A 26,261-nucleotide genomic window follows, 5' to 3' on the forward strand; every position below is an offset into this window, starting at 1 on the left:
CAGTTATTTTGTGGTGAAGTCTCTGTGAACATCGAGCGGGAATCGGTCCCCGGCTAAATACCGCTCGATGTCGCGCATCACCATTGGGCTTCTCAGGAGCTCTTCTTTAGTGAGCAAATCCTCCTTGCTGAGCCAAAGAGCACACTCAATATCGGAATCAAGGGGCGATTGCTCGCGAAATGCGAACGGCTCAGCTATATAACTCACGCGAAAGTAAGTTATTCCATTTTGCGGCGCTTTGTACAGGCTTGTACCCAGCAGGTGTGTCACTTTCACTTCCCACTGAGTTTCCTCCAGCGTTTCTCGCTCAGCTGCGGCGATTAGCGTCTCATTTTCCTCCAGGTGCCCAGCGGGCTGGTTGATTACCGTTTTGCCCGCGGAGCTTTCCTGCACCATAAGGAATTTGCCGCCCTTCTCAACGACGGTTGCGACGGTGACGTGTGCGTGCCATACCATGCGGTTTTTTCCTCTCAGATTGAGGTAAATGAACTTCGTCCCAGCGGTGTTCGCCCGGTTGCAGTCCGGCTAATTGCCAAGAGCCAATGGCATAGCGGATCAGCCTCAGGGTGGGATGTCCAACTGCCGCGGTCATGCGGCGAACTTGCCGGTTACGTCCTTCGCTGATTTTAAGTTCGAGCCAGGATGTGGGGATTTGAGCGCGATGGCGCACCGGGGGAGTTCGCTCCCAAAGGGTCGGCGTTTCAAGCAGTTTTACTTGTGCGGGGTGAGTTCTGCCATCTTTTAGGTCTACACCACCACGCAATTGCGCCAGTGCTTCGCTGTCCGGCTCGCCTTCAACCTGTACCCAATAGGTTTTAGCAAGCTTCATTTTCGGCTCGCTTATCCGGTGTTGCAGGCTCCCTTCATCGGTGAGCAATAGCAGGCCTTCGGAGTCGTAATCGAGCCGGCCGGCGGGATAGAACCCCTCAACAGCAGCGGCGTCGGTGAACAGCTGCCGCAGTGTGGCCCGGTTCTCACTATCGGTGAACTGGCTCAACATGTTGTAGGGCTTATTTACGAGAATAATTCTCGCCATTGTATGGAGGCCTTCGGTGGTTGCTTACTAAGCGGTGTAAACCTTGCTATAATCGGCGCCCATTTTACGGCGTATTCCCGTCAAATTCCTACTCTAAACCGAATGTTCGGCTTCATTGTCGGCGTTCTGTCGCTATACAAATTACAAGGGTCTTGAGCATGTCGAGTGATAAACCTGCGATTATTTACACTGAAACGGACGAAGCACCAGCGCTGGCAACCTATTCGTTGTTGCCCATTGTGCAAGCTTTCGCAAAAGCGGCTGGCATCTCTGTCGAGACTAAAGACATCTCGCTCTCCGGCCGCGTTATCGCGAACTTCTCAGATTACCTGACCGCAGATCAGCAGCAAGAAGATGCGCTCGCGCTGCTCGGTGAGCTGGCGACCAAGCCAGAGGCCAATATCATCAAATTGCCGAACATCAGTGCCTCTGTGCCGCAGCTGCAGGCTACGATCAAAGAGTTGCAGGCGAAAGGCTACAAGCTGCCGGATTATCCTGCTGATCCCTCTACCGAGGAAGAAAAGTCCGTAAAAGCGCGGTACGACAAAATCAAAGGCAGTGCAGTTAACCCTGTTTTGCGTGAAGGTAACTCCGACCGTCGCGCGCCAGCTTCTGTAAAGCAATATGCGCGTAAGAACCCCCACTCTATGGGCGCCTGGGAAAGCAGCTCCAAATCACACGTATCGGCAATGACTGATGGTGATTTTTACGGTAGCGAACAGTCGGTGACCGTCGATAGCGCGACTACCGTCAGTATCCAATTAGTAACCGACGCGGGTGAAACCCTGGTGCTCAAAGACTCGTTGCCCTTGCAGGCGAGTGAGATTATCGATTCTTCAGTACTGAGCAAAACGGCACTTACTGCATTCCTGGCTGAGCAAATCGAAGACGCAAAAGCGCAAGACGTGCTTTTCTCTCTGCACATGAAAGCAACGATGATGAAAGTTTCAGACCCAATCATCTTTGGTCACGCGGTGAAAGTGTTCTACAACAGCGTGTTTGATAAACATGCTGCAACTTTTGCTGAACTGGGCGTTGATGCAAACAACGGTGTTGGTGACGTATACGCCAAAATTGCGGCCCTGCCAGACGATAAGCGAGCGGAAATCGAAGCCGATTTCGCCGCGCTCTATGCCGAGCGTCCTCCTTTGGCAATGGTCAACTCCGACAAGGGTATTACCAACCTGCACGTACCAAGCGATATTATTATCGATGCCTCAATGCCTGCGATGATTCGCGCATCCGGTCAAATGTGGGGGCCGGATGGTAAGCAGAAGGATACCAAGGCGGTGATTCCTGATCGCTGCTACGCGGGTGTTTACCAAACGACTATCGAATTTTGTAAACAGCACGGTGCTTTCGACCCTACGACAATGGGCACGGTACCTAATGTTGGTTTGATGGCGCAAAAAGCAGAAGAGTACGGCTCGCACGACAAGACTTTCGAAATTTCTGCCGCGGGCAAGGTTCAGGTCGTCGACGCTGACGGGACGGTGTTGATGGAACACAGCGTAGAGCCCGGAGATATCTTCCGTGCCTGTCAGGTGAAGGATGCGCCGGTGCAGGATTGGGTGAAGCTCGCGGTTACCCGTGCACGTCTGTCCGCAACTCCTGCGGTATTCTGGCTGGACGAAGCCCGAGCTCACGATGCCCAGTTGATCGAGAAGGTGAAAACTTATCTTCAAGACCACGACACCGACGGCTTGGACATCCGCATTCTTGCTCCAGTAGAGGCGACTCAGTTTTCATTGGAGCGTATGAAGAACGGCGAAGACACCATTTCGGTTACTGGCAATGTGTTGCGTGACTACCTGACTGACCTGTTCCCGATTTTGGAGCTGGGCACCAGTGCGAAAATGCTGTCTGTTGTTCCTCTCATGAATGGCGGGGGATTGTTCGAAACTGGTGCGGGCGGCTCCGCGCCGAAGCACGTCGAGCAGTTTGTGCAGGAAAATCACCTGCGCTGGGATTCGCTCGGCGAGTTTCTCGCACTTGCAGCATCGTTTGAGCATTACGGTGTTGTTCATAGTAGCGAGCAAGCAAAAGTCCTCGCCGATACACTTGATAAGGCAACCGCTAAATTTCTCGACAATAACAAATCGCCTTCGCGTAAAGTCGGTGAATTAGACAATCGCGGCAGCCATTTCTACCTGGCGCTCTACTGGGCACAGGAGCTGGCGGCGCAGAATGCGGATACAGCGTTACAAAGCCAGTTCACAACGGTTGCCGAAGCAATGTCAGCTGCGGAACAGGCTATTGTCGACGAATTGAACAGCGCACAGGGACAAGCAGTAGAAATTAATGGCTATTACAAGCCAGAACCCGCTTTGGTGTCTGCAGCCATGCGTGCGAGCAAGACTTTAAATGCGATTGTTGATGCAATTTAAGCTATACAGGTTGTAAAAAAGGCCGCCTCCTTGAGAAAGGAGAGCGGCCTTTTTTATTCTAGCTACTTTACAAGAGCGCCTTAATCTAGGATTCTGTGATGAGATGATCCTCTAGGTTGGGTGCTTTCTCGTTATCCTGTGACTCAGAATCGTCTGCCGAAGCAGGCGTTTTGAGCACGCGAATATGTTTGGCATGTAAGCCTTTATCGCCCTGTTCTATGTCGAAACTTACAGGCTGGCCGGCTTTTAGCGTGCGGTATCCATCCATTTCAACGGAAGAGTAGTGTGCGAAGAGATCTTCGCCGCCGCCTTCGGGCAAAATAAACCCAAAGCCTTTGGCGTTGTTAAACCATTTTACGGTTCCGGTAGGCATATCTCGGTCCCTTTATCTTGTTGCTTTTAACCCCATATACATCCAACGGGTACTTATTGTTATACAGCGCCCGTCTCCCTGACGGGTTGAACACTTTGTAACCAACATGACGCCAGTTGTCAAGTATTTGCGCAAACTGAACTGTTTGCCTCCTTTTGGTTCAGTTAGAATCAGGTTCTATAACGTTTTGTGTGGTTGGTGTAATACATGAGAAATTCGAAAAATCTTCATCTAACATTAAGTAAAGATGACGATGTGGACTCAGGCGCAGACAGTGGGCTGGCTCTTCAGGAAGCAAAGCCTCGTTTGAAAAAGCCGCCAATGTACAAGGTGGTACTTTTGAATGACGATTACACGCCTATGGAGTTTGTCGTCCACGTTCTGGAGTCATTCTTTAATATGGATCGCGAGAAGGCCACACATGTCATGTTGACAGTTCACACGAAGGGGAAGGCAGTGTGTGGTGTTTATTCCCGGGATGTTGCAGAAACAAAGGCGATGCAAGTGAACCAATTTGCTCGTCAAAACGAACATCCTTTACTGTGTGAGATCGAAGCTTGTGATGATGGCGATTCTGATTGATTTCAGGTCAAACGCAAAAACTGGCACTGTTTTCGAATAACTCTTAACAGTGTTAGTGAAACTAACAGGTGTATAAACGATGCTGAGCAAAGAGCTAGAAGCAACATTGAACAACGCATTCAAAGGTGCCCGTTCAAAACGTCATGAGTTTATGACAGTAGAGCATCTTCTACTCGCCCTGTTGGACAACGAATCGGCAGCGAGCGTGCTACGCGCGTGCGGTGCCGATTTGGGCATTTTGAGGCGGGACCTTTCAGAGTTTGTCGATACGACAACGCCATTGATACCGGAGACCGACAAAGAGCGGGAAACCCAGCCGACACTGGGCTTCCAGCGGGTTCTACAAAGAGCCGTGTTCCATGTCCAATCCTCCGGTAAAAACGAAGTCACTGGTGCAAATGTGCTGGTGGCAATTTTCAGCGAGCAGGAAAGTCAGGCGGTTTACTACCTGAAGCAACAGAGTATTGCTCGTATTGATGTCGTAAATTTTATCACTCACGGTATTTCCAAAGTCTCCGGTTCGAACCCGCATGCAGACCATGGCAGCGAGCAAATGGACGAGGAAGTAACTGGCACGGGTGAGGGAGGCCAGACAAATCCTCTCGAGTCGTTTGCGACAAATTTGAATGAACAAGCACAAAAAGGTCGTATAGATCCGCTTGTGGGTCGAGATTACGAAGTGGAGCGTGTAATTCAAATACTCGCTCGCAGGCGCAAAAACAACCCATTACTGGTTGGTGAAAGTGGTGTCGGTAAAACGGCAATCGCTGAGGGCCTGGCTAAAAAAATCATCGATAAAGAAGTACCCGAGGTACTCGAAAACAGCGTGGTTTACTCGCTCGATTTGGGTTCTTTACTTGCTGGAACAAAGTACCGAGGCGATTTTGAAAAACGCTTTAAAGGCCTGTTGGCGGAACTTAAAAAGCGTGAAGGTGCTGTATTGTTTATTGATGAGATACACACAATCATTGGTGCCGGTGCAGCGTCTGGGGGCGTGATGGATGCGTCCAACCTGCTAAAACCGCTTCTTACAAGTGGTGATTTACGCTGTATCGGTTCGACAACCTTCCAGGAGTACCGCGGTATTTTTGACAAAGACCGTGCGCTGTCTCGTCGTTTCCAAAAAATCGACGTGAACGAGCCTTCTGTCGATGATACTTACAAAATTTTGAAGGGGCTGAAAAGTCGCTTTGAGAAGCACCACAATCTCAAGTATACGGATACCGCCCTTAAAAGTGCGTCCGAACTTGCAGCCAAATACATCAGTGATCGTTTTATGCCTGATAAAGCGATCGACGTTATCGATGAGGCGGGCGCATATCAGCAGTTGCAACCGGAATCCAAACGCAAAAAAATTATTGGTGTAAAAGACATCGAAAATATTATTGCGAAGATAGCACGGGTGCCGGCGAAAACCGTCACTTCAAGCGATAAGGAATTGCTTTCAAAACTTGAAGATACCTTGCGTATGACGGTTTTCGGCCAAGAAGAAGCGATTTCCGCGATTTCTTCCGCAATTAAGCTTAATCGGGCCGGGCTGACCAATCACGATAAGCCCATTGGTTCTTTCCTCTTTGCAGGTCCTACAGGCGTGGGTAAAACGGAGCTGTGTAAGCAGCTGGCGAGCGCGATGGGTGTTGAGTTGGTGCGTTTCGATATGTCGGAATACATGGAAAGGCATACTGTTTCCCGCTTGATTGGTGCGCCTCCTGGCTATGTCGGTTTTGATCAGGGCGGGTTGCTCACAGATGCTGTTACCAAGCAGCCTCATTGTGTAGTGCTGCTCGACGAAATCGAAAAAGCTCATCCGGATGTATTTAACCTGCTGCTTCAGGTAATGGATCACGGGACACTTACCGACAACAATGGGCGTGCAGCCGATTTTAGAAATATTGTTCTTATCATGACGACAAATGCCGGTGCAGAGACGATGAGCAGAACTTCAATCGGGTTCACTCAGCAGGATCACACAACCGACGGCATGGAGGCAATTAAGCGCGCGTTTACGCCTGAGTTCCGCAATCGGCTTGACAGTATTATCCAGTTTGGCAGCTTGTCGCTCGAGGTGGTTAAAACCGTTGTCGATAAGTTCCTTATGGAGCTGCAACATCAGCTAGATGACAAGAAAATTACGCTTGAAGTCACTGATGAAGCGCGAGAATGGTTGGCTGTTAACGGCTACGACGAAAAAATGGGTGCGCGGCCAATGGCTCGGATAATCCAGGATATGGTCAAAAAACCGCTTGCAGAGATGTTGCTGTTTGGTGAGCTATCTGACGGTGGCGGGGTTGTCTCGGTGGTGGTGGAAGACGGTAAGCTCAAAGTCGTTCCTCACCCTGAAGTATCCGCTGAACAGCGCACACCGGAAGTCTGCACTTAAAAAGTAAACCGCTCTCTCAGGGTTTGGTGCGTTCTGGTTCGTAGCGCGAAACTAAAAAGGCCTGCACTAATCGCAGGCCTTTTTCATGTAGATATGTGATGTTAACGGGCGCGATAGGTGATCCGGCCTTTGCTCAGATCATACGGGGTCATTTCTACTTTGACCTTGTCGCCGGTGAGAATACGGATATAGTTTTTACGCATTTTGCCAGAAATATGTGCGGTCACAACATGACCGTTTTCTAGCTTTACTCGGAAGGTAGTATTGGGGAGAGTATCAATAACTTCGCCTTCCAGCTCAAAATTGTCTTCTTTTGCCATTCGGCAGAAACCTCAATTCTGTTGTCGGAATTTTCAAGAGGCGGCATTTTGCCTGAATTACCGTTGGAATCCAAGTTAAACCGCTGCTTTATTGCGCAAATGATCGGTTATTTCCCAATTGAAGTGGTTTTTTTGGGGTTGGCAGTTTTGAGATAGTGGGCTTTTCGGTGTTATTTCGTTATCGCTTAATTACACTGCTTACATCGATATTGACCCAGTTTTGGTTGATCAGCATCTGGTAAGGCTGATAGTCCGTTTTGTAATTCATTTTGGTGCAAGCTCTTATCCAGTAGCCCAAATAGAGGTAGGGGAGCTGCTGTTGTTTGGCTTGTTCTAATTGATAAAGGATGGCGAAGCGGCCGAGGCTCCGCTTTTCCGCGTCCGGATCGAAAAATGTGTAAACCGCTGAAAGCCCATTTTCAAGGCGGTCGACCACCGCAACAGCCAGTAAAGATTGCTGTGCGTCGCGGAATAACAAAAACCGGGTGATGCCCCATTCGGAGGTGAGAAAGTCTCGGTATTGTGTTTTGTCCGCTGGGTACATATCGCCGTCGCTGTGGCGTTCGTTGATGTAGCGCTCATACAAACTAAAACATTCTTCGTTGTCGATACTATCGTGCTCGGATACAACCAGATCTGCATTGAGTTTTAAGCAACGCTTCTGGCTGCGGTTGGGCGTAAAACTGTCTGCGCACACTCTGATTGGTATGCATGCCTGACATTGTTCGCAGTGTGGCCGGTACACATGGCTACCGCTGCGTCGAAATCCATATGCGGAAAGCTCGCTATAAAGGGATGCATCAATGGTGGCATTGGGGTCGATGAATACTGTCGTGGCTTCCTGATCATCGAGGTAGCTACAGGGGTGGGGACGGGTAGCGTACAGCTTAAGTTGAGCAAGCTTTGTCACGCAAGGTCCTCTCCGGCTGTCCAGGCCATCTGCCAGTTGATAAGCGGAGGGCATGGTCTGCTTGTCGTAGGTATTGGGCTTTGATAACAGGCGGCTGACGGAACGCGGGGTATGTTCCAAACATGTTGTGCGAGTAGCTTCTCGAACGTAGCTCGCGGAATCTCTTGCGCGCCGAAAGAGGCCAAATATCCGCTATGTATTTGGCAATCCACTAGCTCGAACCCCCAGTTCTCCAGTTGTTGGCATAGTATCGAGAAGCCTACTTTGGATGCGCCAGATACTCGGCTGAACATGGACTCGCCGAAGAAAACCGTGCCCAGGGCAATTCCGTAAAGGCCACCTACGAGTTCGTTCTGCAACCAAACCTCAAGCGAGTGCGCAACACCTAAGCGGTTGAGCTCGGAATAAGCGGCGAGCATCTCCTGGGTTATCCAGGTTCCGTCCTGTCCCTCTCTTTCGATCGTGCCGCAGGCTTGAGCCACAGCATCGAATGCGCTGTCAACGGTGACAGTGAATGGGTGTTGGCGGAGCAGCTTACGCAAAGTACGACCGCGATGAACATGTGCAGGCCGCAAAACCATCCGTGGATCTGGCGTCCACCACAGAAGCGGTTGGCCGTCGCTATACCAGGGAAAAATGCCGTGGGAGTAGGACTCAATCAGGCGTGCAGGTGATAGATCACCACCGACTGCGAGCAGACCGTCAGGGTCGCGCAAGGCGCTGTGGGTAGGAGGAAAGCGCAGGTTGTCCGCGTCCAGCCATTGCAGTTGACTCATAAGGTCTCGTTACCTGAATGAAGTCGAGTCATGCTACAACAGAAAAGAGGGAAAGCAACCCCCGTATCAACTCGGCGAGAGTGAACGGGGGAGAAAGGTTTATACCAGGTTATCCAGGTATTTCTCAGCATCCAGTGCGGCCATACAGCCAGCGCCAGCAGAGGTTACTGCCTGTCGATATATGTGATCTGCCACGTCACCTGCGGCGAATACTCCGGGGACGTTGGTCGACGTCGCTGCGCCTTCAAGGCCACTTTTGATTTTGATGTAGCCGTTGTGCATATCCAGCTGACCCTCAAAAATATCGGTGTTGGGCTTGTGGCCAATAGCGATAAATACGCCGGCGACATCTATTTCCTGCGTAGAGCCGTCCTGTGTGGACTTTAAGCGCAGGCCGTTTACACCGCTGTCATCACCCAGAACTTCATCGAGAGTCTGGTTCCACATCAGTTTTACGTTACCGTTCTCCGCTTTCTCGAGAAGGCGATCCTGCAAGATTTTTTCTGAACGCAATGAATCGCGGCGGTGAATCAGCGTAACTTCGCTGGCAATATTGGCCAGATAAAGCGCTTCTTCAACGGCGGTGTTGCCGCCGCCGACAACAGCAACTTTTTGATCGCGGTAGAAGAAGCCATCACAGGTTGCACAAGCGCTCACGCCCTTACCTTGGAAAGCAGCTTCGGACGGCAATCCTAGGTATTGTGCAGAGGCACCGGTGGCAATGATCAGTGCGTCGCAGGTATAAGTTTCATTGCCCACCAGCTTTTTCGGCGTACTGTTAAGATCGCATTCGTGAATGTGGTCGAAGATGATCTCCGTGTTAAATCGCTCTGCGTGCTGTTGCATTTGCACCATCAGGTCTGGCCCCTGTAAATCATGGGAGCCGCCTGGCCAGTTTTCGACCTCGGTGGTAGTCGTGAGCTGTCCGCCCTGCTGCATACCTGTAATAACCACTGGTTTGAGGTTGGCACGAGCCGCATAAATGGCTGCCGTGTAACCTGCAGGCCCAGACCCGAGGATAATCAGAGGAAAGTGCTTGGCGTCACTCATAATAAAAATATCCTTTGTTAACAATCAGTTCAGGCGCGGATGTTAATCTATCGCTCGACTTTCAGCCATTGCGCTGGTGCCTATGTTTGTCATAGCCAAAACTAATCTGATAGGTGAAAAAAACAGCATTGTCCCGGATTATCACAGGGAAAAACTGACGCGTAACAAATTCGGGTACAATAGCCCGAAAAATTTGTCATATTTTATCCTAAAAGCTAAGAAACGCAGCACGAGAATTATCTTGAGTAAAATAGTAGCCGGTACTGAAGATCCCGCCGAAAAATCCCCCATTGCAGTACGCATATTACGCGAAGGAGTGTTGATTGGTCTTGTGCTCACGTGCGCCTATATTGCGCTGGCTCTGTTTACGTACAGCACTTCCGACCCTGGATGGTCATCGTCGGGCAATGGATCTGTCGACAACGCCGGCGGCCCGGCTGGTGCCTGGCTTTCTGATGTGTTTTTCTCGCTGTTCGGTGCACTCGCGTATCTATTCCCGCTAATGCTGGCCTATCAGGTGGTTTTGCAGCTGCGCGAACGGCGGGCATTTCAGCCAGATTTGCTGATTTTTGCCGTCCGTTTTGTGGGTTTTATTCTGGTGATGGTCGCCGCTACGGGCTTGGCGGTTATGCAGTATGGAACTGAAAGTACCTACTTGCCGTTTTCCGCAGGCGGGTACCTGGGGTTAACAACTGCAACCGCGATTCATGGCGCCTTCGGCTATATGGGGGGGAGTTTACTGCTTCTGGCGATGCTCCTGTTCGGTCTCACCATTTTTGCAGAAATTTCCTGGTTCGCAGTCATGGATGCGCTGGGCGCCGCCGTGTTGCGATTTATTGCGCACGTGAAGCAAAAGCGTGAGGCCAGAAAGCGAGCTAAACAGGAGCAGCGCGAAGCACAGGCTGCGGTGGCGCAACGTCGGGAAGCGGCCAAAGTCCATGTGGCGAAAGTTAAAGAAAAAATTCCGCCAAAAATTGAACCACCCAAGAAAAAGCCAGAACCCAGCGAACGTGTTAATCGGGAAAAACAGCAGAAACTGGAGTTTGACGATACGCCGCCGGTCGGCGATTTGCCGCCGCTTGAGTTGCTCGAACCTGCAGACAAAAAAAGCGACAAAGGCTTCTCGGAAGAGTCTCTGGAGGCGATGTCGCGTCTTTTGGAGCTGAAACTGAAGGATTTTGGCGTTATTGCGGATGTGGTGGCGGTGTTGCCTGGGCCCGTGGTAACCCGGTTTGAGATTCAACCGGCGCCGGGTGTGAAGGTCAGCAAAATTTCTAATTTGGCCAAGGACCTTGCGCGCTCGTTGGCGGTGATCAGTGTACGCGTTGTGGAAGTGATTCCAGGCAAATCGGTGGTCGGTGTGGAAATTCCCAACGAGCACCGCGAAATGGTGCGCTTAAGCGAAGTTATCGGTGCAGAGGCGTACGATAAGTCCAAATCACCACTGACATTAGCGCTTGGGCATGATATTTCCGGTGAGGCTGTGGTTGCCGATCTTGCGCGTATGCCTCACCTGCTGGTGGCGGGTACGACGGGCTCGGGTAAATCGGTTGGGGTGAACTCCATGCTGGTGAGCATGTTGTACAAATCAACGCCGGAAGAAGTGCGCTTGATTCTCGTCGATCCCAAAATGCTCGAGCTGTCGGTGTACGACGGTATTCCTCACCTGCTAACGCCGGTGATCACCGACATGAAAGATGCCGCCACCGGTTTGCGCTGGTGCGTAGGCGAGATGGAGCGGCGCTACAAATTGATGGCGTCTCTCGGGGTGCGGAACATCAGCGGTTACAACAAAAAAGTACGCGACGCAGAGAAAGCCGGGGCGCCGATCCCCGATCCGCTATGGACACCCGAAGACGATGGTGTGGTCGAACGCGAAAACGCAACCGCACCGGATCTGACCACCATGCCGTTTATTGTAGTGGTGATCGACGAATTCGCCGACATGATGATGATCGTCGGCAAAAAGGTGGAGCAGTTGATCGCGCGAATTGCCCAAAAAGCACGGGCTGCGGGTATTCACATGATACTGGCAACCCAGCGTCCGTCGGTGGATGTCATTACCGGTTTAATCAAGGCGAACGTACCGACCCGAATGGCATTCCAGGTGTCATCGAAAATCGATTCCCGAACGATTCTGGACCAAGGCGGTGCGGAACAACTTCTCGGGCACGGTGACATGCTCTTCTTGCCGCCAGGGACCGCTCATACAGTACGTGTTCACGGCGCGTTTATCGATGACCACGAGGTGCACAAAGTTGTTGCGGATTGGAAAAAGCGCGGGGAACCTGATTACCTGGACGATATTCTAAGCGAAGACGTTTCCAGCATCCCGGTGCCAGGGTTCAGTTCCGAGGGAGATGAGGACGGCAAGTCAGAGTCCGACCCACTGTACGATGAAGCCGTGGCATTTGTGACAGAAACACGTAAGGCCAGTATTTCCTCCGTGCAGCGAAAATTGCGCATAGGCTACAACCGCGCTGCGCGGCTAATTGAAGATATGGAAATGGCGGGTGTTGTAACTCCAATGAGTTCGAACGGCAGCCGTGAAGTCCTTGCTCCACCACCACCCAAGTAGGTAATTATGGCGTTAAAAAATACATTTTTTACTGCGGCTGTTCTGTTAAGTGGGTTGTTTTGCTCCGTATCCTGGGCGGATGATGTGGATGACTTAAGTGCTAAATTGCGAGCACTGAACACGTTTTCCGCGCACTTTGAGCAACGATTGCTGGACGATTCGGGGGCTGAGCTGCAAAAAACGGAAGGGCAGGTGAAAGTAAGTAACCCTGGCCGTTTTTTCTGGCAGGTCGAACCGCCATTTGAGCAAACCGTAGTGACCGATGGCGAGCAGCTGTGGGTGTACGACCCGGATATGGAGCAGGTGACCGTTTATTCCAAGCAGCAATTGGCATCGACACCTGCACAATTATTGAGCGGTGATTTTGCCGAATTGGCAAAAACTTACGCTATCACAGCATCGATGAACAAAGGCGCGCTCACCTATCGCATGGCGCCAAAAGATGAACAAACCAGTAATTTTGCCGGGCTGGAGTTTATCTTCGACAAAAAAGACCGGCTTGAAGGCATGATCCTGGAAGACAAGTTGGGGCAGCGTACGGTTGTGACCTTTTCCAAACGTCAGCTCAATAAGCCCATCGATGCGAGTATTTTCAGTTTTAAGCCGCCGGCGGGCACTGATGTCATTCATAGCGGAAGCTAGTGCGTGGCGGACGATCTATTTGACGAGCCAAGCAATGCCGGCCATTTTGAGCCTTTGGCTGCGCGCCTAAGGCCCCGCAACCTGGACGAGTATCTCGGCCAGGAGCACTTGCTCGGTGCCGGGAAGCCGCTGCGGCAGGCGATAGCACACGGCCAGATTCATTCGATGATACTTTGGGGGCCGCCGGGGATAGGCAAAACCTCCCTTGCTCGTTTACTTGCTAATGAGGCCAACGCGTTTTTTCTGTCGATTTCGGCGGTGCTTGCCGGGGTCAAGGACATTCGCGATGCCGTCCAACAGGCACGCCAACAGCAGCAGGCCTATGGGCGCAAGACCATTTTATTTGTTGATGAAGTACATCGGTTCAACAAATCTCAACAGGACGCCTTTCTCCCCTATGTGGAAGATGGCACCATTCTCTTTGTTGGTGCCACTACCGAGAACCCGTCGTTTGAGGTCAACAATGCGTTGCTCTCCCGTTGCCGTGTGTACGTGCTCCAGCGCTTCAGTGATGAGCAGCAGGTACAGCTCATCGACAAGGCGTTATCGAGCGAGCGGGGGCTGGTGAGCAAACAGTTAAAAATTGCCGACGCCGAGCGCAAGCTGCTTGTTCAGGCGGCGGATGGCGATGCGCGGCGCTTGTTGAATCTGCTCGAGATCGCCAGCGACCTGCTCGACACCGGGGGCACCCTGGGGGCAGATGTGCTTGCACAGGTTTTGACCGGAGACGTGCGGCGCTTTGATAAAGGCGGAGACCTGTTCTACGAACAGATTTCAGCGTTGCACAAATCGGTGCGAGGTTCTGATCCGGACGCGGCACTTTACTGGTTTGTGCGCATGCTCGATGGTGGCTGTGACCCTCTGTACATCGCGCGTCGCGTGGTTCGGATGGCGTCAGAAGATATTGGCAATGCTGATCCACGGGGTATTACGCTCGCGCTCAATGCCTGGGATGTGCAAGAACGGCTCGGTAGCCCGGAAGGGGAGCTCGCATTAGCACAGGCGGTGACTTACCTCGCGGCAGCGCCAAAAAGCAACGCTGTGTATAATGCCTTCAACCAAGCACGAGAAGATGTGCGCCAAATGCCCAGCTACGATGTGCCTGTTCATCTGCGAAATGCACCTACTCGCCTGATGAAAGACTTGTCTTATGGTGCCGAATACCGGTACGCACACAGCGAGCCAGATGCCTTTGCCGCAGGGGTTAATTATTTCCCAACTGAAATGCTCCCGGTGCAGTACTACCAGCCTGTAGAGCGGGGGCTCGAGATTAAAATCGGTGAAAAGCTGCGTCACTTGCGCAGTTTGAATGAACAGTACAGAAATCAACAGGACGATAAAGAGTGAATCCTATGATGCTTTGGTTTGCCGTCGCTTTGGGGGGCGCTGTGGGGGCGATGTCGCGCTATGGTGTGTCGGTCGCACTTGCGCCACAGCAGCTAAAATTTCCGGTAGCAACGCTCACCGTTAATGTGTTGGGCTCACTTTTGATGGGGATTTTCTATATCATCATCGTCGAGAAGATGCTCATCCCCCAAGAGTGGCGGCACGTTATCATGATTGGCTTTATGGGCGCCTTCACCACTTTTTCTACTTTCTCCCTTGAATGTCTTGGCATGCTGCAAAACGGCTTGTGGCAAATGGCGTTGCTCTATATGGGGCTGAGCCTGGCGTTGTGCCTGTTGGCGATTTTCCTGGGAGCCACAATAACAGACAACATCATCTAATCAGGACCACCATGTTAGATCCGAAACTTTTTCGTACCCAGTTACCCGAGATTGCCGCCAAGCTGGCGAAGCGTGGTTTTACGCTCGATGTGGAGCGAATTCAACAGCTAGAAGACACTCGCAAAGTTGTGCAGGTTGAGTGTGAAAACCTCCAGCAGGAACGCAACACCCGCTCAAAAAGCATAGGCAAAGCGAAAGCTGCAGGGGAAGACATTGCTCCTCTACTCAAAGAGGTTGATAACCTTAAGTCTGCATTGAGTGAGGCAGAACAAAAATTGGGTGCAGTACAAGCTGAACTCGACGAAATTATTGCTGGCGTTCCCAACGTTCTTGCCGATGAGGTTCCGGAAGGCAAGAACGAAGACGATAACGTTGAGGTTAGCCAATGGGGTACACCGCGAGAGTTTGATTTTGAAGTAAAAGATCACGTTGACGTTGGCGCGGGACTCAAAGGACTGGATTTCGAAACCGCAGGTAAAATTACCGGCTCCCGGTTTGCAGTGATGACCGGTGCTGTAGCTCGTCTGCATCGCGCACTTATTCAGTTTATGCTCAACACCCACACCGGTGAGCACGGCTACGATGAAATTTATGTGCCTTACATTGTGAATAAAGATTCACTCTACGGCACAGGCCAATTGCCAAAATTTGAAGAAGACCTGTTTAAGTTGCGTGATGACCGTGATTTTTACCTGATTCCTACAGCCGAAGTCCCGGTGACCAACATGATGCGGGATGAAATAATCGACGAGAAGCAATTACCGGTGCGTTTCGCCTGTCATACGCCTTGCTTCCGGTCGGAAGCGGGCAGCTATGGTCGCGATACCCGCGGTATGATCCGTCAGCACCAATTCGAAAAAGTGGAGCTGGTACAGTTCGTCAAACCAGGCGAATCCATGGCGGCTTTAGAGTCATTGGTTGGCCATGCAGAAACGATTCTACAAAAACTGAGTTTACCTTATCGCAAAGTGATTCTGTGCGGTGGTGACACCGGTTTCTCTTCGACAAAAACCTACGATTTAGAAGTGTGGTTGCCCTCGCAGAATACGTACCGCGAAATATCTTCGTGCAGTAATTTCGGTGATTTCCAGGCGCGGCGCATGAAGGCGCGTTATCGTAATGCGGAGACCGGTAAGCCAGAGTTGCTGCACACACTCAACGGCTCCGGTTTGGCGATTGGACGTACCCTGGTGGCGATCTTGGAAAACTATCAGCAGGCCGATGGTTCTCTGGCTATACCCGAAGTATTGCAGCCGTTCATGAACGGCCAAACAAGCATATCTGCACCTTAATCTAAGCAGCGTCAGGCGCCGGGCGTCTGACGCTCGGTATCGCCGATGGACTACCTCCCACTTTTTTTTGATCTCAAAACCAAACCGTGCCTGGTCGTTGGTGGCGGCACCATAGCGACTCGCAAAGCTCGCCTTCTCGCCAAAGCGGGTGCGTGTATTTCTGTGGTTGCGCCTGATGCCCAGGACGAGTTGGCACAATTGGTCAAATCATCCGGTGGGCAACTCCACACACAAGACTATAGCTCAGCGTTAATTGGCCAATCGGTACTGGTCATTTCGGCGACGGATATCGAATCCGTCAATCGCCAGGTATCTGAAGATTGTCATGCCAGACAAATTCCCGTGAATGTGGTTGATAGCCCCGCGTTGTGCAGCGTCATCACCCCAGCGATTGTCGATCGCAGCCCGCTGATTATCGCCGCGAGCAGTGGCGGTGAATCCCCAGTGTTGGCCCGACGGGTGCGAACCCAACTGGAGTCGACCTTTCCCGCGTCATACGGCAGGCTGGCAAAATTTGCCAGTCGTTTTCGAGATGCGGTTAAAAGCCGTTTCAGCGATGGCGAGCAGCGGCGACGCTTCTGGGAAAGCGTACTCGGCGGCACTATTGCTGAGCAGGTGTTGGCGGGCAGCGAATCTGAAGCGGAAATCGCGTTGCAAAAACGCATTACCGCAGGCGATGTAGCGGATCGTGGAGAGGTGTATTTGGTAGGGGCAGGGCCCGGCGATCCCGATCTTTTGACCTTCAAAGCGCTACGCTTAATGCAGCAGGCAGAAGTTGTACTGTACGATAGACTGGTGTCGGAGCCGATTCTTGAAATGGTCCGGCGCGACGCCGACCGTATTTATGTGGGTAAGCGCCGCAGCGAACATACCATGCCGCAGGAGCAGATTAACCAGTTGCTCCTGCGGCTCGCCCAGGAAGGCAAGCGGGTGCTCCGGCTTAAAGGTGGTGATCCCTTTATTTTTGGCCGCGGAGGTGAAGAAATTGATCTGCTGGCAGCGCATCAGATTCCGTTTCAAGTGGTGCCTGGCATCACGGCGGCAAGTGGGTGCTCAGCTTACGCGGGAATTCCGTTAACGCACCGCGATTACTCCAGTTCTGTGCGGTTTATTACTGGGCATCTTAAAAACGGTGAGGTCAACTTCGATTGGCAAGAGTTTGTGGCGGACCACCAGACGCTCGTGTTTTACATGGGGCTGGTCGGACTGGAACAAATTTGCACTAAAATGATCGAATTCGGTAAGCCCGCAGATACGCCGGTGGCGTTGGTGGAGCGGGGAACCTTACCTACGCAGGTTGTGCATACAGGCACCTTGGCATCAATGCCAATGAAGGTAAAAAATACGGAGATTCATGCACCGACACTGCTGATAATCGGTGGTGTAGTGGCTTTGCACAAGTCTCTGGGGTGGTTCAAGCGTTAAAGCAATTCTGAATCAGGCCGATAGTCTTTGAGCATCCTTTTGTTCTAAGACTGCGGAATTGACCATGGTTGACTCCATAAAACCCTCCAGCCCGACGTTACCCATTCGTCGGGATCAGACAACCCAAGGCACAGAAAGCCACGGGGATGATAAGTACGGTCCCTTCACTCCTGCTGGGCCGCCGCTTCGCGAGCGTCGGCTAACCCCAGATCGCCGAAAGAACCAAAAATTGGTTCCGCGGTCAATTTACGAATTGCGTTCAGGTAAGGACCGCCGCCGAAGCGACGGTCGCCATCCCTCCATTGAAATAGAGGTATAGCGAACCCTGGCGCAGGTAGCTTTTGCTGCAGTTGAGAACTCTAAGAAGGGAAACCTCATGTCTGAAGATGTTATGGATTTTGATTTGTTTGTGATTGGCGCCGGCTCTGGCGGTGTTCGCGCGAGCCGCATTGCCGCTCAGTTAGGCGCAAAGGTGGCCGTTGCTGAAGATTTATACCTGGGCGGCACCTGTGTGAATGTTGGTTGTGTGCCCAAAAAATTATTTGTTTACGGTTCACATTTTAAAGAAGACTTTGAAGCGGCCCGAGGCTTTGGCTGGAGCTACGATAACCTCGAGTTCGACTGGCAAACCCTGCGGGACAACAAAACCCAGGAGATAGAGCGCCTGAATGGCGTGTACGGGCGGATTCTGGAGGGCTCGGGCGTGGAGATTATTCGCGGCCGGGCCACTATAGCCGGCCCGAATCTCGTTGCGGTGGATGGGGAGACCTACACCGCAAAAAACATCCTGGTGGCTACCGGCAGCTGGCCGCGAGAGCCGCGCTACCCTGGCGCAGAGTATGTGACCAATTCAAACGATTTTTTCTTTTTACATCATCTACCCAAGCGGGTGATTGTTGAGGGCGGCGGTTATATCGCTGTTGAATTCGCGGGCATTTTGAATGCGTTGGGTTGTGATACGGAGTTAGTGTATCGGGGCGAGATGTTCTTGCGCCATTTTGATGGCGACGTGCGTCGTTTTGCTGCGGAACAGATAGCAGAAAAGGGCGTAAAGCTGTCGTTTAGTACAGACATTAAAGCGGTCGAAAAGCTGAGTAACGGCACTCTCCAAGTTACCCTCAACGCCAAAGCCGAAGGCGCTGCCGAGCAGGTGCAAACGCGGGTGGTAGATTGCGTTATTTCCGCGATTGGCCGCACACCAAAAACTCGAAATATCGGGCTGGAGGCGCTTGGTGTTAACCTCAAGCCCAATGGTGCAATTGAAGTCGATGACAATTTCGCAACCAACGTGCCTGGGGTTTACGCCGTCGGTGACGTCATCGATCGTTTTCAGCTCACACCAGTCGCTTTGGCCGAGGGCATGGCGTTGGCGCGCAATTTGTTCGCGGACCAGCCGATCGCGATGAACTATAAGCACATTCCGACAGCGGTATTTTGTCAGCCGAACATTGGTACGGTCGGGTACAGCGAAGAAGACGCGCGGGAGAGCGGTCACGAGGTCGAGGTTTACCAAAGTACCTTCAAGCCGATGAAGCATACTTTAAGCGGTCTGCAGGAAAAAACCTTGATGAAGCTGGTGGTCGACAAGCAAACCCGCAAGGTACTGGGAGCGCATATGGTGGGCCCCGATGCCGGAGAGATAATCCAGGGGATCGCGATTGCCATTAAAGTCGGCGCCACCAAAGAAGACTTCGATGCGACTGTGGGTATCCACCCAACAGCGGCGGAAGAGTTTGTGACTATGCGATCTCCGCGCGCTTAGTTTTAGCCTGTGCGCTGAATTTCGCCCATTGGCTAAATCGCTATCGAGCAGCGTATGGGGGTCGCGTCGGCAAGGTGCCAGCAGTGTGAGCTAGTGCGCGCCGCTTATATATCGCGCAGTTTTTTCCTGCGACCCGAAGCGTGACGTTCGCGAAGATCACTATCTATATATTTGTCGGTGGTCGCCATGCTGGCATGGCCTGCGTCGTCACGAACGTGCTCACGGGGGCGGGTTTTGACATCTTCTGAGATGCCCGTATGGCGCAACCAGTGAGCTGTCGCCGAGCGCAGGTCCTGGGCATCGTCGGCGAAGCCTTCCTGCGCCATTTTTTCGTAGGCAAGATCAAACATCTCTTGCAGCAGTGCGCGGATTTGGCGCGTGCTGGTAATTGCGCCACGCCCCAGTGTCTTCGCTACCAGGGGCGTGCGTTCGCCAGCAACTGGCAGGGGGGGCAGAGATAGATATTTACGGTAGCGCTTAAGCGCATCCATCATCTCGTCGGATACAGTCACAATCCGGTTTTTATTACCCTTGCCGGTCACATGAAACCACCAATTCCCGTCCATATCACGGCGAAAGTCACCCATTGTTGGGGTGGCACGTTCATCTGCGACAACCTCAGAAATACGCAAATACATACCGAGTAGACAATTCAGTATAAAGAGGCTGCGCTCGTATTTTTCGGGATGTTTGTCTGCCAGGTCTGCGGCCAGTTCCTGGAGGAACTGCCACTGCAAGTTTGAGATCCGACGGATGGGCTTATGGGTTTGTTCGCGTTGTAGAAATTTACTTTTTTGGCGAATTAACGCCACTGGATTGGCTTCGCACACGCCCTCCTGAATCATGTAGCCATAAAACGATGACAACACAGAGAAGGTCGCTTTTAGTGCGGACTGGGAAAGCTGGTAGTTTTCAATTTGAGGGCTGATACCGGCGCGGGCCAGCTCTTTGGTTTGGCTCACTACATAGGGACGCCAGTCATCGTTGGCGATCCGCAAGCCGTCTCGGCTTTTGAAACGCGCAACGTTTTTAATGCCTATCCAGCTGTCTGGTGGATGGCGCGCAAATTCTATAAACGCTTCAATGTCTTCACGTCGAAGGTTGATGACAGTTTTTTTCTGGATAAACCACGCCCATTGCAACAATCTTTCAAGCTCTCTGCGGTATGAGTTAAAGGTTGCACTGCTTCCGGTGTAGCTGAATAAAAATTTGAGTGCAAACTCATAATCGAGCTCAGATTGGTATACCGTCGCGTCAGTAGGGAAGAAAGCAGAGGTAGCGAAGTGCTTTCTGTGAAAAGGATTTTCCTGGAACTCGGGTCCATCGAAGATCGGGACAGGCGTGTTCAATGTAGAATCACCTCGTTATAACGAACGACAATTTTAGCGAAAAATCTCCTTAAAACAACCAGATAGAAAGGGTTTACCGCGTGTTTCCTGGTTCCGGGGCATAAAATAATTTCGCTTATCACCAGCGCACACAGTATAATCCCTGCTTATTATTCTTCTGTTGGGTTGATCGAGCTAGGTTCTCTCGCTTATTGCTTTTTACCAACCCCTCCTGTCTAGTTATTTTGTATAGATCTAATGCCGTTTTGCTAACGTATAAAGTGGCAGAATGGTCAGGTAGTCGTATTTGGGGATAAAACTTGTGAATATTGTTGAGTTGTTGAAAGAAAAGGGCCAACAATTGCAGCTCAGCAACGGTGAGTTTATCCGTCGACTCGAGCCTCAGGTGAGAGAGCTTAAAGAAACTTTCAACCAATCCGTATCCAATTCGTTTGCCAGCGCGTTCTTTTCGCGATTTATCGCAGTTGCTAACGAAGAACTTCACCCTGCCGTCGTCCCGTTACCCGCCGTTGTTGAGCTTGCTTCCAGTCTTCGCCGGAAGTTAGGGCAGGAAGTACACTTGGGCGAGTGGCACTTGGTCGATCAATCGATGATCGACAGCTTCGCTCAAGCAACAGGCGATACGCAATGGATTCATACTGATCCTGTGCGTGCTGAGCGTGAATCCCCTTTCAAATCAACCATTGCCCACGGCTTCTTAATTGTGTCGTTGCTGCCGAAAATGCGTGGCCTTGAGGAGTATGCCAAGGTGCATTACCCGAATAGCCGCATGGTGGTGAATTGTGGTATGAACGACCTTCGCTTCATAACTCCCGTAAAATCGGGCAGCCGTCTTCGTTCTCGAACATATTTGCGAAAATATGAATTGAACAAACGCAGTATCGATTTGACGGAAGAAGTGATTGTCGAAATTGAACTGGGTCGTAAAGAAGCCTGTCGCGTCGAACTTCTTACCCGCGTTTATCTGTAGGTTCTAATTCCAGTCTGATGTCGGATTGCGCCGGCAGGTTTTTCATTCGAGAATTTATGTGCCTCGTGTTGTCCTTTACTAGCGTGATTTCACATAGTCGCCAATCAATGGTAGGGTAGTCGCCTACTGTTGGTAGTCCGCACTCTACTTCCAGCCTTGCCGGATGGCGTTTGCTGTCCGAACCCCCAAAAAGTGCTTTTTAGGCGAACACCTTCTGCCAATGTTAACTTGTAACACTTGGCACAAGTGCGCTCTCGCCGTTTCGCTGCCGCTATGTAACCCATAGCGGTGTCATTGCCGACTACGCCGAGTTGCGTGTCTAACCAACCATCTACGATTGTCGCGCCCATGATATTTTCCTTTCTACTTTTTCTCGCTTTTTTTACCGCCGTTGGTATTTCATCCTGGTTGAAAAGTCAGGGCACTAAAAAAGATTATTATTTAGCCAGTTCATCGATTGCTCCTTGGCTGGTGGGACTGTCCGCTGTCGCCACGAATAATAGTGGTTACATGTTTATCGGTCTTATCGGTTATACCTATATCGCCGGTCTCTCATCTATCTGGCTGATGCTGGGGTGGATATGCGGTGACTTTGTTGCTTCTTTGTTTGTTCACAAGCGGTTGCACAAAGCGACTGAAAACAACAGTGAGGTGAGCTACGCGGGTGTACTCGCGAACTGGTACGGCGAAAGCCGCGACGGCCTGCAGCGTTTGATAGGCGTGATTTCTCTGCTGTTTTTGCTGACGTACGCTGCGGCCCAGTTAGTAGCAGGAAGTAAAGCGCTACACGTACTGCTTTCATGGCCAATATGGTCGGGCGCCGTTGTGGGGGCGGTGGTCGTGGCGCTCTATTGTCTCGCGGGTGGCATTCGGGCATCAATCTGGACCGATGCAGCTCAATCGATTGTTATGATCGGCGCCATGGCTCTGTTGTTGGCTGTCGCGATTGCCAGCCTTGGGGGTATCGGCGGCACCCTTGATGCACTGGGGCAGATCGACGGTTTTCTAAATGTGCTTCCGGGCGATTTACCCGTACCGGGAATTACCGGTTGGATATTGTTCACCTTTGGCTGGTTCGTGGCGGGAGCCTCTGTTATTGGACAGCCCCATGTGATGGTGCGGTTTATGGCGCTGGAGCACAGTCAGAAGATGGTTCAGGCGCGGGTATGGTATTACACCTGGTTTGTCGTATTTTGGGCGATGGCCAATGGTGTTGGCATGCTATCCAGGGTATACCTGCCTGAGGTTGGGTCATTCGATGCGGAACTCGCACTGCCCACGCTTGCACAGGAGCTGCTTTCACCGTTTTTTGTGGGAATGATTCTCGCGGGTATTTTTGCGGCAACTATGTCCACCGCCGATTCGCTGTTGTTAAGCTGTTCAGCGGCTATCACACACGACATTATTCCGCACTCACTCGAACAACCATGGATTTTGAAACTAGCGACCGTGTTGATTACCGGTATCGCGCTTTTGATTGCGCTGGCGAACAATCAGAGTGTTTTCAGTATGGTGATAATGGCGTGGTCTGGCCTTGGCAGTGCGTTTGCGCCGCTGCTTATAGCGCAGAGCCTTGGGCGACGGCCCTCCCAAATACTTGCAATAATCGCTATCACTGTTGGTTTTACCACGGCGTTATTGTGGCGCCACTTTGGGTTCCACAATATTATTTTTGAAGGTGTGGCTGGCATCGCCGCTGGGCTCATCACTCTTTATGCTGTGCCGGAGCGTGCGCTCAGGTTGAGTGTGAGCCAATCAGAATCCTGATTGATAGGCTGCTTGATTGATTGATTGATTGATTGTGCGTAGCGACGTCTGTTCTACAGTTTCAATCAACAACTGGCTGCCATTTAATATCCAGCTTAACTTTGGTTTTCGCGTCGGCGTTATTGTCTGGCGGAAGTAGGTTAAAGCTAAAACCGCTGGCGGGCACCGCCGCACTGCCAAAGGGCAAGTGCGGGTTTAAATAACCTGCTGCACTGGTGTCATCGAAGTGGTTTACGGGGGCGAAGTTGTCTTCGGCCACGGGCACCATGTGTGAGTTTTCCGCGTGGAAATAGCGGATACCACCCGCGAAGGGGGTGATCGCGAAAGGCGCGTCCGCAGAGTGCGCGTTGCGTAACATGCGGTCGTACAAGCGATATTGAATTTCGCCGTTTTTGATTTTGTAGTGAAACAATCCCCCCATCCCCTCGTAGGCTTCTCGTTCCTTGCCGGGCAAAACTTCGTTAATCAGGGTGTAGCTGTACAACAACTGACGGCCATCATAGGTTAGTGCTTCAGCAGGCGGTACGGGGGCATCACAGCGCGACTTGTCTTTTTTCGTTAAATCGACCGGGTAGTAAGCAGGGCGTCTGGTGTTGCACATTACTTCGATAAAACTTTGTTTAAGAATGCCTTGTGCGCCCTTGTCGAACTGGTAGTAGTGCCAGGACCCATCCGTTTTATAGTAGTCGTCGGGTACAGACGGCAGACGAAATTCCTGTGGGTTGGCGTCTACCAGCAGAAGAAATCCATTCCCAGGGCCAAATTGTGACGGCTCGTTTTGGCTCCATAAATACGAGCCATTGTAGTACCACACCAGCACGCCCGATCGATAGCGAAAATCCAGCGCCCGCAAATCATTTTGGTGGTCACCAGGAAAGAAAGTGAAGCCTGGTTCATTAATGTTTTGATCGTAGTTAACACCATTCGCGAAGCGCTCTTCCGGGTCTCGATACTCCAGCAAATAGTAATGTGGGACGCGGATATCGTGACTACCGCCACTCAAGGAGAAGCCTGTGGATTTCCAGCCATCAAGTAGATGATCTTCAAAATCTTCTGTGAAACCGATTGCGGGAATTGCGATATTGTCGATAAGCGCTCCGTCCTCCACGGCAGCCATATCGGAATAGTAGTGAAATCGCAATTGAATTGTTTTGCCCTTAAATGGGCTGAGGTCGAATTGTGCAGTCACCCATTGCGCGTGATCACAGGGTTCTATCGCATCAGCTTTTATCTGCTCTTCTGCGGGTTTTCGGCGGGCTGATGGATCGCAGTTTTGCGCAGTTTCAACTTTTCCATCGCCGTCGTAGTCACCGCTTAACCCTGTAAAACCGGGAATAGTACCGATGCCATCGTGCCCCCGTTTGGACGACATTACACTGTGGCGATCAAGCGCACTGGATTTGTCTGTCGGCATTAAGCGTAAAAAGTTTTCTCCATCATCGGAAATCTCAACGTACAGGTAATCCCAATCCGCTTCGATTTTAAACCAGGTATCAAAACTGAGGGCAATGTCCGGAGAGGTTGCCAGGCTGAGGTCAAACTCCCGTTCCAGAAAATGATTCAGGCTGTTACCTTGCCCGGTATAGGCAGCCCAGCTACCTTGTGCATCTTGCAATGGCCCCATACGCAAGCGACGAATTTTGGGAGGCAACACAACCATCGCTGCGTCGCAGGCTTTGCTGCCTCCGCTTTGCCAGTCGTTCATGGTTTTAAGGTACAGGGATTGTGTCTGAGCACCGCCTGCCTCGGGCGGCATCACAATACAGGGTTTGGACCAACCTAACACCATCCGCGACCACGTGCTCATTTCCTGTGGAACAGGGCCCACCGTTGAACTCATTAAATCCCAGCTTGCCGTTGAGTTACTGGTTTCTCTGGCGTAAATATCGGGCAAGCCCAGAGAGTGGCCGAACTCGTGGATGAAAGTCGAAACGGAGGTGTACTCGGATTGCATGTTGTAGTCGTACACCCATAAATGTTCATTTAAGGGGATACCGCCGCGACGGTTATCGAGGCCTCCAACCTTGGGCCCTTTGCCATTATTTTTAGTCAGGGAGAAGCGGTGTGGCCAAATGCGCTGGGCGCATTCCTGTTCATTTGGAGCGAGTGCGTTATAGCGATCACTCGGTGCATTGGTTGTCAGTTTTTCGTCGAGTGAATACAGCCCCTGGCAGGATGACTGGCCTTTACCTGCAAACACCAAAACAAAATGATCGATATAGCCATCGGGTTCGTCAAAAATCTGATCGCCGTCGTAGTCTTCTGGGTCCCAGATGTCGAAATCACTCCACGGGAAATTCGGATTGCTCACAACGGCTTGCGCGAGCGCATCTTCGACCAGTGATTCCGCGCGCACGTCGTTGCGCCACTGGCCGTCAGAGTTTTGAATGGGCTTGCCGTAGTAGTCTGAAGGGTGATCGACCACCACCGGGTTCAGTACTTCACCAGTTAAATAGTACTGGCCTTGCGATTGGTGATAAAAATAATGAGTCATGGTTTTTTCGCGAGGCTGACGCAAGTCATCTGCGAACAGCAACTGCTGGAAGTAGTCGCGATTTTTTTGTGCTGCGTTCGGCTCTCCGGCAAACCGGTCAAACCCCAAATTGCTATAGGCGACAGGAATAATCAGAAGTTTGTGAGGTTTGTCTACGGAACTGTAAACAGGGTGAACCGAGTCTGTTTTGATCTGAGGATTACCTAGTTCATCCAGTTTAAACGCGGCGAGATTTTGCATCATCGTCAGGCTGGGATCGGTCTGCTCGCTTGGTTGAGTACCACACCCAACTAGAATTAAACAGACCAACATACAACTCCAACGCCACTGCATAGACCAACCTCGCGGATAAAAATGAATATCTAAAGTGTACGCGAATTGGTATATGTACCGCTAACACTTCTTTGGACAAGGTTATTGCGACACCTAAAGTTGAATGTC

21 protein-coding genes are annotated in these 26,261 nt (G+C 51.4%); 12 read left to right on the forward strand and 9 right to left on the reverse strand.

The genetic code is table 11. From position 1 onward, the window contains the following. Positions 1–3 precede the first annotated feature (3 nt). The gene (locus tag TERTU_RS08715) at positions 4–456 is read right to left on the reverse strand and encodes an NUDIX hydrolase (protein ID WP_015817541.1); all 453 of its coding nucleotides are present in this window, start codon (positions 454–456) and stop codon (positions 4–6) included. After that, positions 416–1,036 carry a pseudouridine synthase gene (locus TERTU_RS08720; protein WP_015817992.1) on the reverse strand — a complete coding sequence of 207 codons (621 nt, stop codon included), beginning with the start codon at positions 1,034–1,036 and terminating at the stop codon, positions 416–418. Before TERTU_RS08720 ends, TERTU_RS08715 begins: the two co-directional genes overlap by 41 nt. A 158-nt stretch (positions 1,037–1,194) precedes the next feature. Between TERTU_RS08720 and TERTU_RS08725 the strand changes: the two genes are divergently transcribed. Continuing rightward, positions 1,195–3,423, forward strand: a complete 2,229-nt coding sequence (locus tag TERTU_RS08725; protein WP_015820640.1) for an NADP-dependent isocitrate dehydrogenase — start codon at positions 1,195–1,197, stop codon at positions 3,421–3,423. Positions 3,424–3,508: 85 nt separating this feature from the next. On the opposite strand, the gene cspD is transcribed toward TERTU_RS08725, so the two are convergent. Next, positions 3,509–3,796: a cold shock domain-containing protein CspD gene (cspD, locus tag TERTU_RS22185; RefSeq protein WP_015820081.1), complete on the reverse strand. Its 288-nt coding sequence runs from the start codon at positions 3,794–3,796 to the stop codon at positions 3,509–3,511. Between the two features lie 207 nt (positions 3,797–4,003). Here cspD and clpS point away from each other — a divergent pair, with 207 nt between their 5' ends. Continuing rightward, entirely contained in the window at positions 4,004–4,378 is a 375-nt protein-coding gene (gene clpS, locus TERTU_RS08735; protein ID WP_015819447.1) for an ATP-dependent Clp protease adapter ClpS, read from the forward strand. A gap of 79 nt (positions 4,379–4,457) precedes the next feature. Then, entirely contained in the window at positions 4,458–6,758 is a 2,301-nt protein-coding gene (clpA, locus tag TERTU_RS08740) for an ATP-dependent Clp protease ATP-binding subunit ClpA (RefSeq protein WP_015818877.1), read from the forward strand. A 101-nt stretch (positions 6,759–6,859) separates the two neighbouring features. Here the strand turns inward: clpA and infA are convergent, their stop codons facing one another. The 4 genes from infA to trxB all read right to left on the reverse strand — a co-directional run bounded on the left by infA (position 6,860) and on the right by trxB (position 9,814). Next, positions 6,860–7,078: a translation initiation factor IF-1 gene (infA, locus tag TERTU_RS08745; protein ID WP_011468168.1), complete on the reverse strand. Its 219-nt coding sequence runs from the start codon at positions 7,076–7,078 to the stop codon at positions 6,860–6,862. Between the two features lie 178 nt (positions 7,079–7,256). Beyond that, positions 7,257–7,988, reverse strand: coding sequence for an arginyltransferase (locus TERTU_RS08750; protein WP_015820807.1), 732 nt, complete (start codon positions 7,986–7,988; stop codon positions 7,257–7,259). Then, a complete protein-coding gene (aat, locus tag TERTU_RS08755; RefSeq protein WP_015819198.1) occupies positions 7,985–8,764 on the reverse strand; it encodes a leucyl/phenylalanyl-tRNA--protein transferase in 780 nt (259 codons plus the stop codon). The genes TERTU_RS08750 and aat overlap by 4 nt, the downstream gene beginning before the upstream one ends. 99 nt (positions 8,765–8,863) lie before the next feature. After that, positions 8,864–9,814 carry a thioredoxin-disulfide reductase gene (gene trxB / locus TERTU_RS08760; RefSeq protein ID WP_015817121.1) on the reverse strand — a complete coding sequence of 317 codons (951 nt, stop codon included), beginning with the start codon at positions 9,812–9,814 and terminating at the stop codon, positions 8,864–8,866. Between the two features lie 82 nt (positions 9,815–9,896). On the opposite strand from trxB, the gene TERTU_RS08765 reads away from it, so the two are divergent. The 7 genes from TERTU_RS08765 to gorA all read left to right on the forward strand — a co-directional run bounded on the left by TERTU_RS08765 (position 9,897) and on the right by gorA (position 19,240). Further along, complete coding sequence (locus TERTU_RS08765) at positions 9,897–12,392, forward strand: DNA translocase FtsK (protein WP_028876046.1); 2,496 nt, start codon at positions 9,897–9,899, stop codon at positions 12,390–12,392. Between the two features lie 6 nt (positions 12,393–12,398). Then, positions 12,399–13,034 carry an outer membrane lipoprotein periplasmic chaperone LolA gene (gene lolA / locus TERTU_RS08770; protein ID WP_015817570.1) on the forward strand — a complete coding sequence of 212 codons (636 nt, stop codon included), beginning with the start codon at positions 12,399–12,401 and terminating at the stop codon, positions 13,032–13,034. Between the two features lie 3 nt (positions 13,035–13,037). After that, positions 13,038–14,381, forward strand: a complete 1,344-nt coding sequence (locus TERTU_RS08775; protein WP_015820110.1) for a replication-associated recombination protein A — start codon at positions 13,038–13,040, stop codon at positions 14,379–14,381. A 5-nt stretch (positions 14,382–14,386) separates the two neighbouring features. After that, entirely contained in the window at positions 14,387–14,761 is a 375-nt protein-coding gene (crcB, locus tag TERTU_RS08780; protein ID WP_015819504.1) for a fluoride efflux transporter CrcB, read from the forward strand. A gap of 11 nt (positions 14,762–14,772) precedes the next feature. Beyond that, positions 14,773–16,053, forward strand: a complete 1,281-nt coding sequence (gene serS / locus TERTU_RS08785; RefSeq protein ID WP_015819084.1) for a serine--tRNA ligase — start codon at positions 14,773–14,775, stop codon at positions 16,051–16,053. Between the two features lie 45 nt (positions 16,054–16,098). Further along, the gene (cysG, locus tag TERTU_RS08790; RefSeq protein ID WP_015820391.1) at positions 16,099–17,478 is read left to right on the forward strand and encodes a siroheme synthase CysG; all 1,380 of its coding nucleotides are present in this window, start codon (positions 16,099–16,101) and stop codon (positions 17,476–17,478) included. A 376-nt stretch (positions 17,479–17,854) separates the two neighbouring features. Beyond that, positions 17,855–19,240: a glutathione-disulfide reductase gene (gene gorA / locus TERTU_RS08795; protein ID WP_015819961.1), complete on the forward strand. Its 1,386-nt coding sequence runs from the start codon at positions 17,855–17,857 to the stop codon at positions 19,238–19,240. 104 nt (positions 19,241–19,344) lie between these two features. Here the strand turns inward: gorA and TERTU_RS08800 are convergent, their stop codons facing one another. Further along, entirely contained in the window at positions 19,345–20,589 is a 1,245-nt protein-coding gene (locus tag TERTU_RS08800; protein ID WP_015817062.1) for a tyrosine-type recombinase/integrase, read from the reverse strand. A gap of 301 nt (positions 20,590–20,890) precedes the next feature. On the opposite strand from TERTU_RS08800, the gene TERTU_RS08805 reads away from it, so the two are divergent. Then, complete coding sequence (locus TERTU_RS08805; protein WP_015818004.1) at positions 20,891–21,559, forward strand: MaoC family dehydratase; 669 nt, start codon at positions 20,891–20,893, stop codon at positions 21,557–21,559. 348 nt (positions 21,560–21,907) lie between these two features. Next, positions 21,908–23,326, forward strand: coding sequence for a sodium/proline symporter (locus tag TERTU_RS08815; RefSeq protein WP_015818258.1), 1,419 nt, complete (start codon positions 21,908–21,910; stop codon positions 23,324–23,326). Between the two features lie 61 nt (positions 23,327–23,387). Here the strand turns inward: TERTU_RS08815 and TERTU_RS08820 are convergent, their stop codons facing one another. Next, positions 23,388–26,132 (reverse strand): M6 family metalloprotease domain-containing protein, encoded by a 2,745-nt coding sequence (locus TERTU_RS08820; RefSeq protein ID WP_041590147.1) that lies wholly within the window; start codon positions 26,130–26,132, stop codon positions 23,388–23,390. Between the last annotated feature and the right edge of the window lie 129 nt (positions 26,133–26,261).

The sequence above is a fragment of the Teredinibacter turnerae T7901 genome, assembly GCF_000023025.1.
In the GTDB taxonomy this organism is placed as follows: domain Bacteria; phylum Pseudomonadota; class Gammaproteobacteria; order Pseudomonadales; family Cellvibrionaceae; genus Teredinibacter; species Teredinibacter turnerae_B.

Coding starts and splice junctions, on each gene's coding strand:
- lolA (WP_015817570.1), top strand. CDS start 12,399: ATGGCGTTAAAAAATACATTTTTTACTGCGGCTGTTCTGTTAAGTGGG.
- serS (WP_015819084.1), top strand. CDS start 14,773: ATGTTAGATCCGAAACTTTTTCGTACCCAGTTACCCGAGATTGCCGCC.
- aat (WP_015819198.1), bottom strand. CDS start 8,764: ATGAGTCAACTGCAATGGCTGGACGCGGACAACCTGCGCTTTCCTCCT.
- gorA (WP_015819961.1), top strand. CDS start 17,855: ATGTCTGAAGATGTTATGGATTTTGATTTGTTTGTGATTGGCGCCGGC.
- TERTU_RS08820 (WP_041590147.1), bottom strand. CDS start 26,132: ATGTTGGTCTGTTTAATTCTAGTTGGGTGTGGTACTCAACCAAGCGAG.
- clpA (WP_015818877.1), top strand. CDS start 4,458: ATGCTGAGCAAAGAGCTAGAAGCAACATTGAACAACGCATTCAAAGGT.
- TERTU_RS08765 (WP_028876046.1), top strand. CDS start 9,897: ATGTTTGTCATAGCCAAAACTAATCTGATAGGTGAAAAAAACAGCATT.
- clpS (WP_015819447.1), top strand. CDS start 4,004: ATGAGAAATTCGAAAAATCTTCATCTAACATTAAGTAAAGATGACGAT.
- infA (WP_011468168.1), bottom strand. CDS start 7,078: ATGGCAAAAGAAGACAATTTTGAGCTGGAAGGCGAAGTTATTGATACT.
- cysG (WP_015820391.1), top strand. CDS start 16,099: ATGGACTACCTCCCACTTTTTTTTGATCTCAAAACCAAACCGTGCCTG.
- TERTU_RS08715 (WP_015817541.1), bottom strand. CDS start 456: ATGGTATGGCACGCACACGTCACCGTCGCAACCGTCGTTGAGAAGGGC.
- TERTU_RS08815 (WP_015818258.1), top strand. CDS start 21,908: ATGATATTTTCCTTTCTACTTTTTCTCGCTTTTTTTACCGCCGTTGGT.
- crcB (WP_015819504.1), top strand. CDS start 14,387: ATGATGCTTTGGTTTGCCGTCGCTTTGGGGGGCGCTGTGGGGGCGATG.
- TERTU_RS08725 (WP_015820640.1), top strand. CDS start 1,195: ATGTCGAGTGATAAACCTGCGATTATTTACACTGAAACGGACGAAGCA.
- trxB (WP_015817121.1), bottom strand. CDS start 9,814: ATGAGTGACGCCAAGCACTTTCCTCTGATTATCCTCGGGTCTGGGCCT.
- cspD (WP_015820081.1), bottom strand. CDS start 3,796: ATGCCTACCGGAACCGTAAAATGGTTTAACAACGCCAAAGGCTTTGGG.
- TERTU_RS08720 (WP_015817992.1), bottom strand. CDS start 1,036: ATGGCGAGAATTATTCTCGTAAATAAGCCCTACAACATGTTGAGCCAG.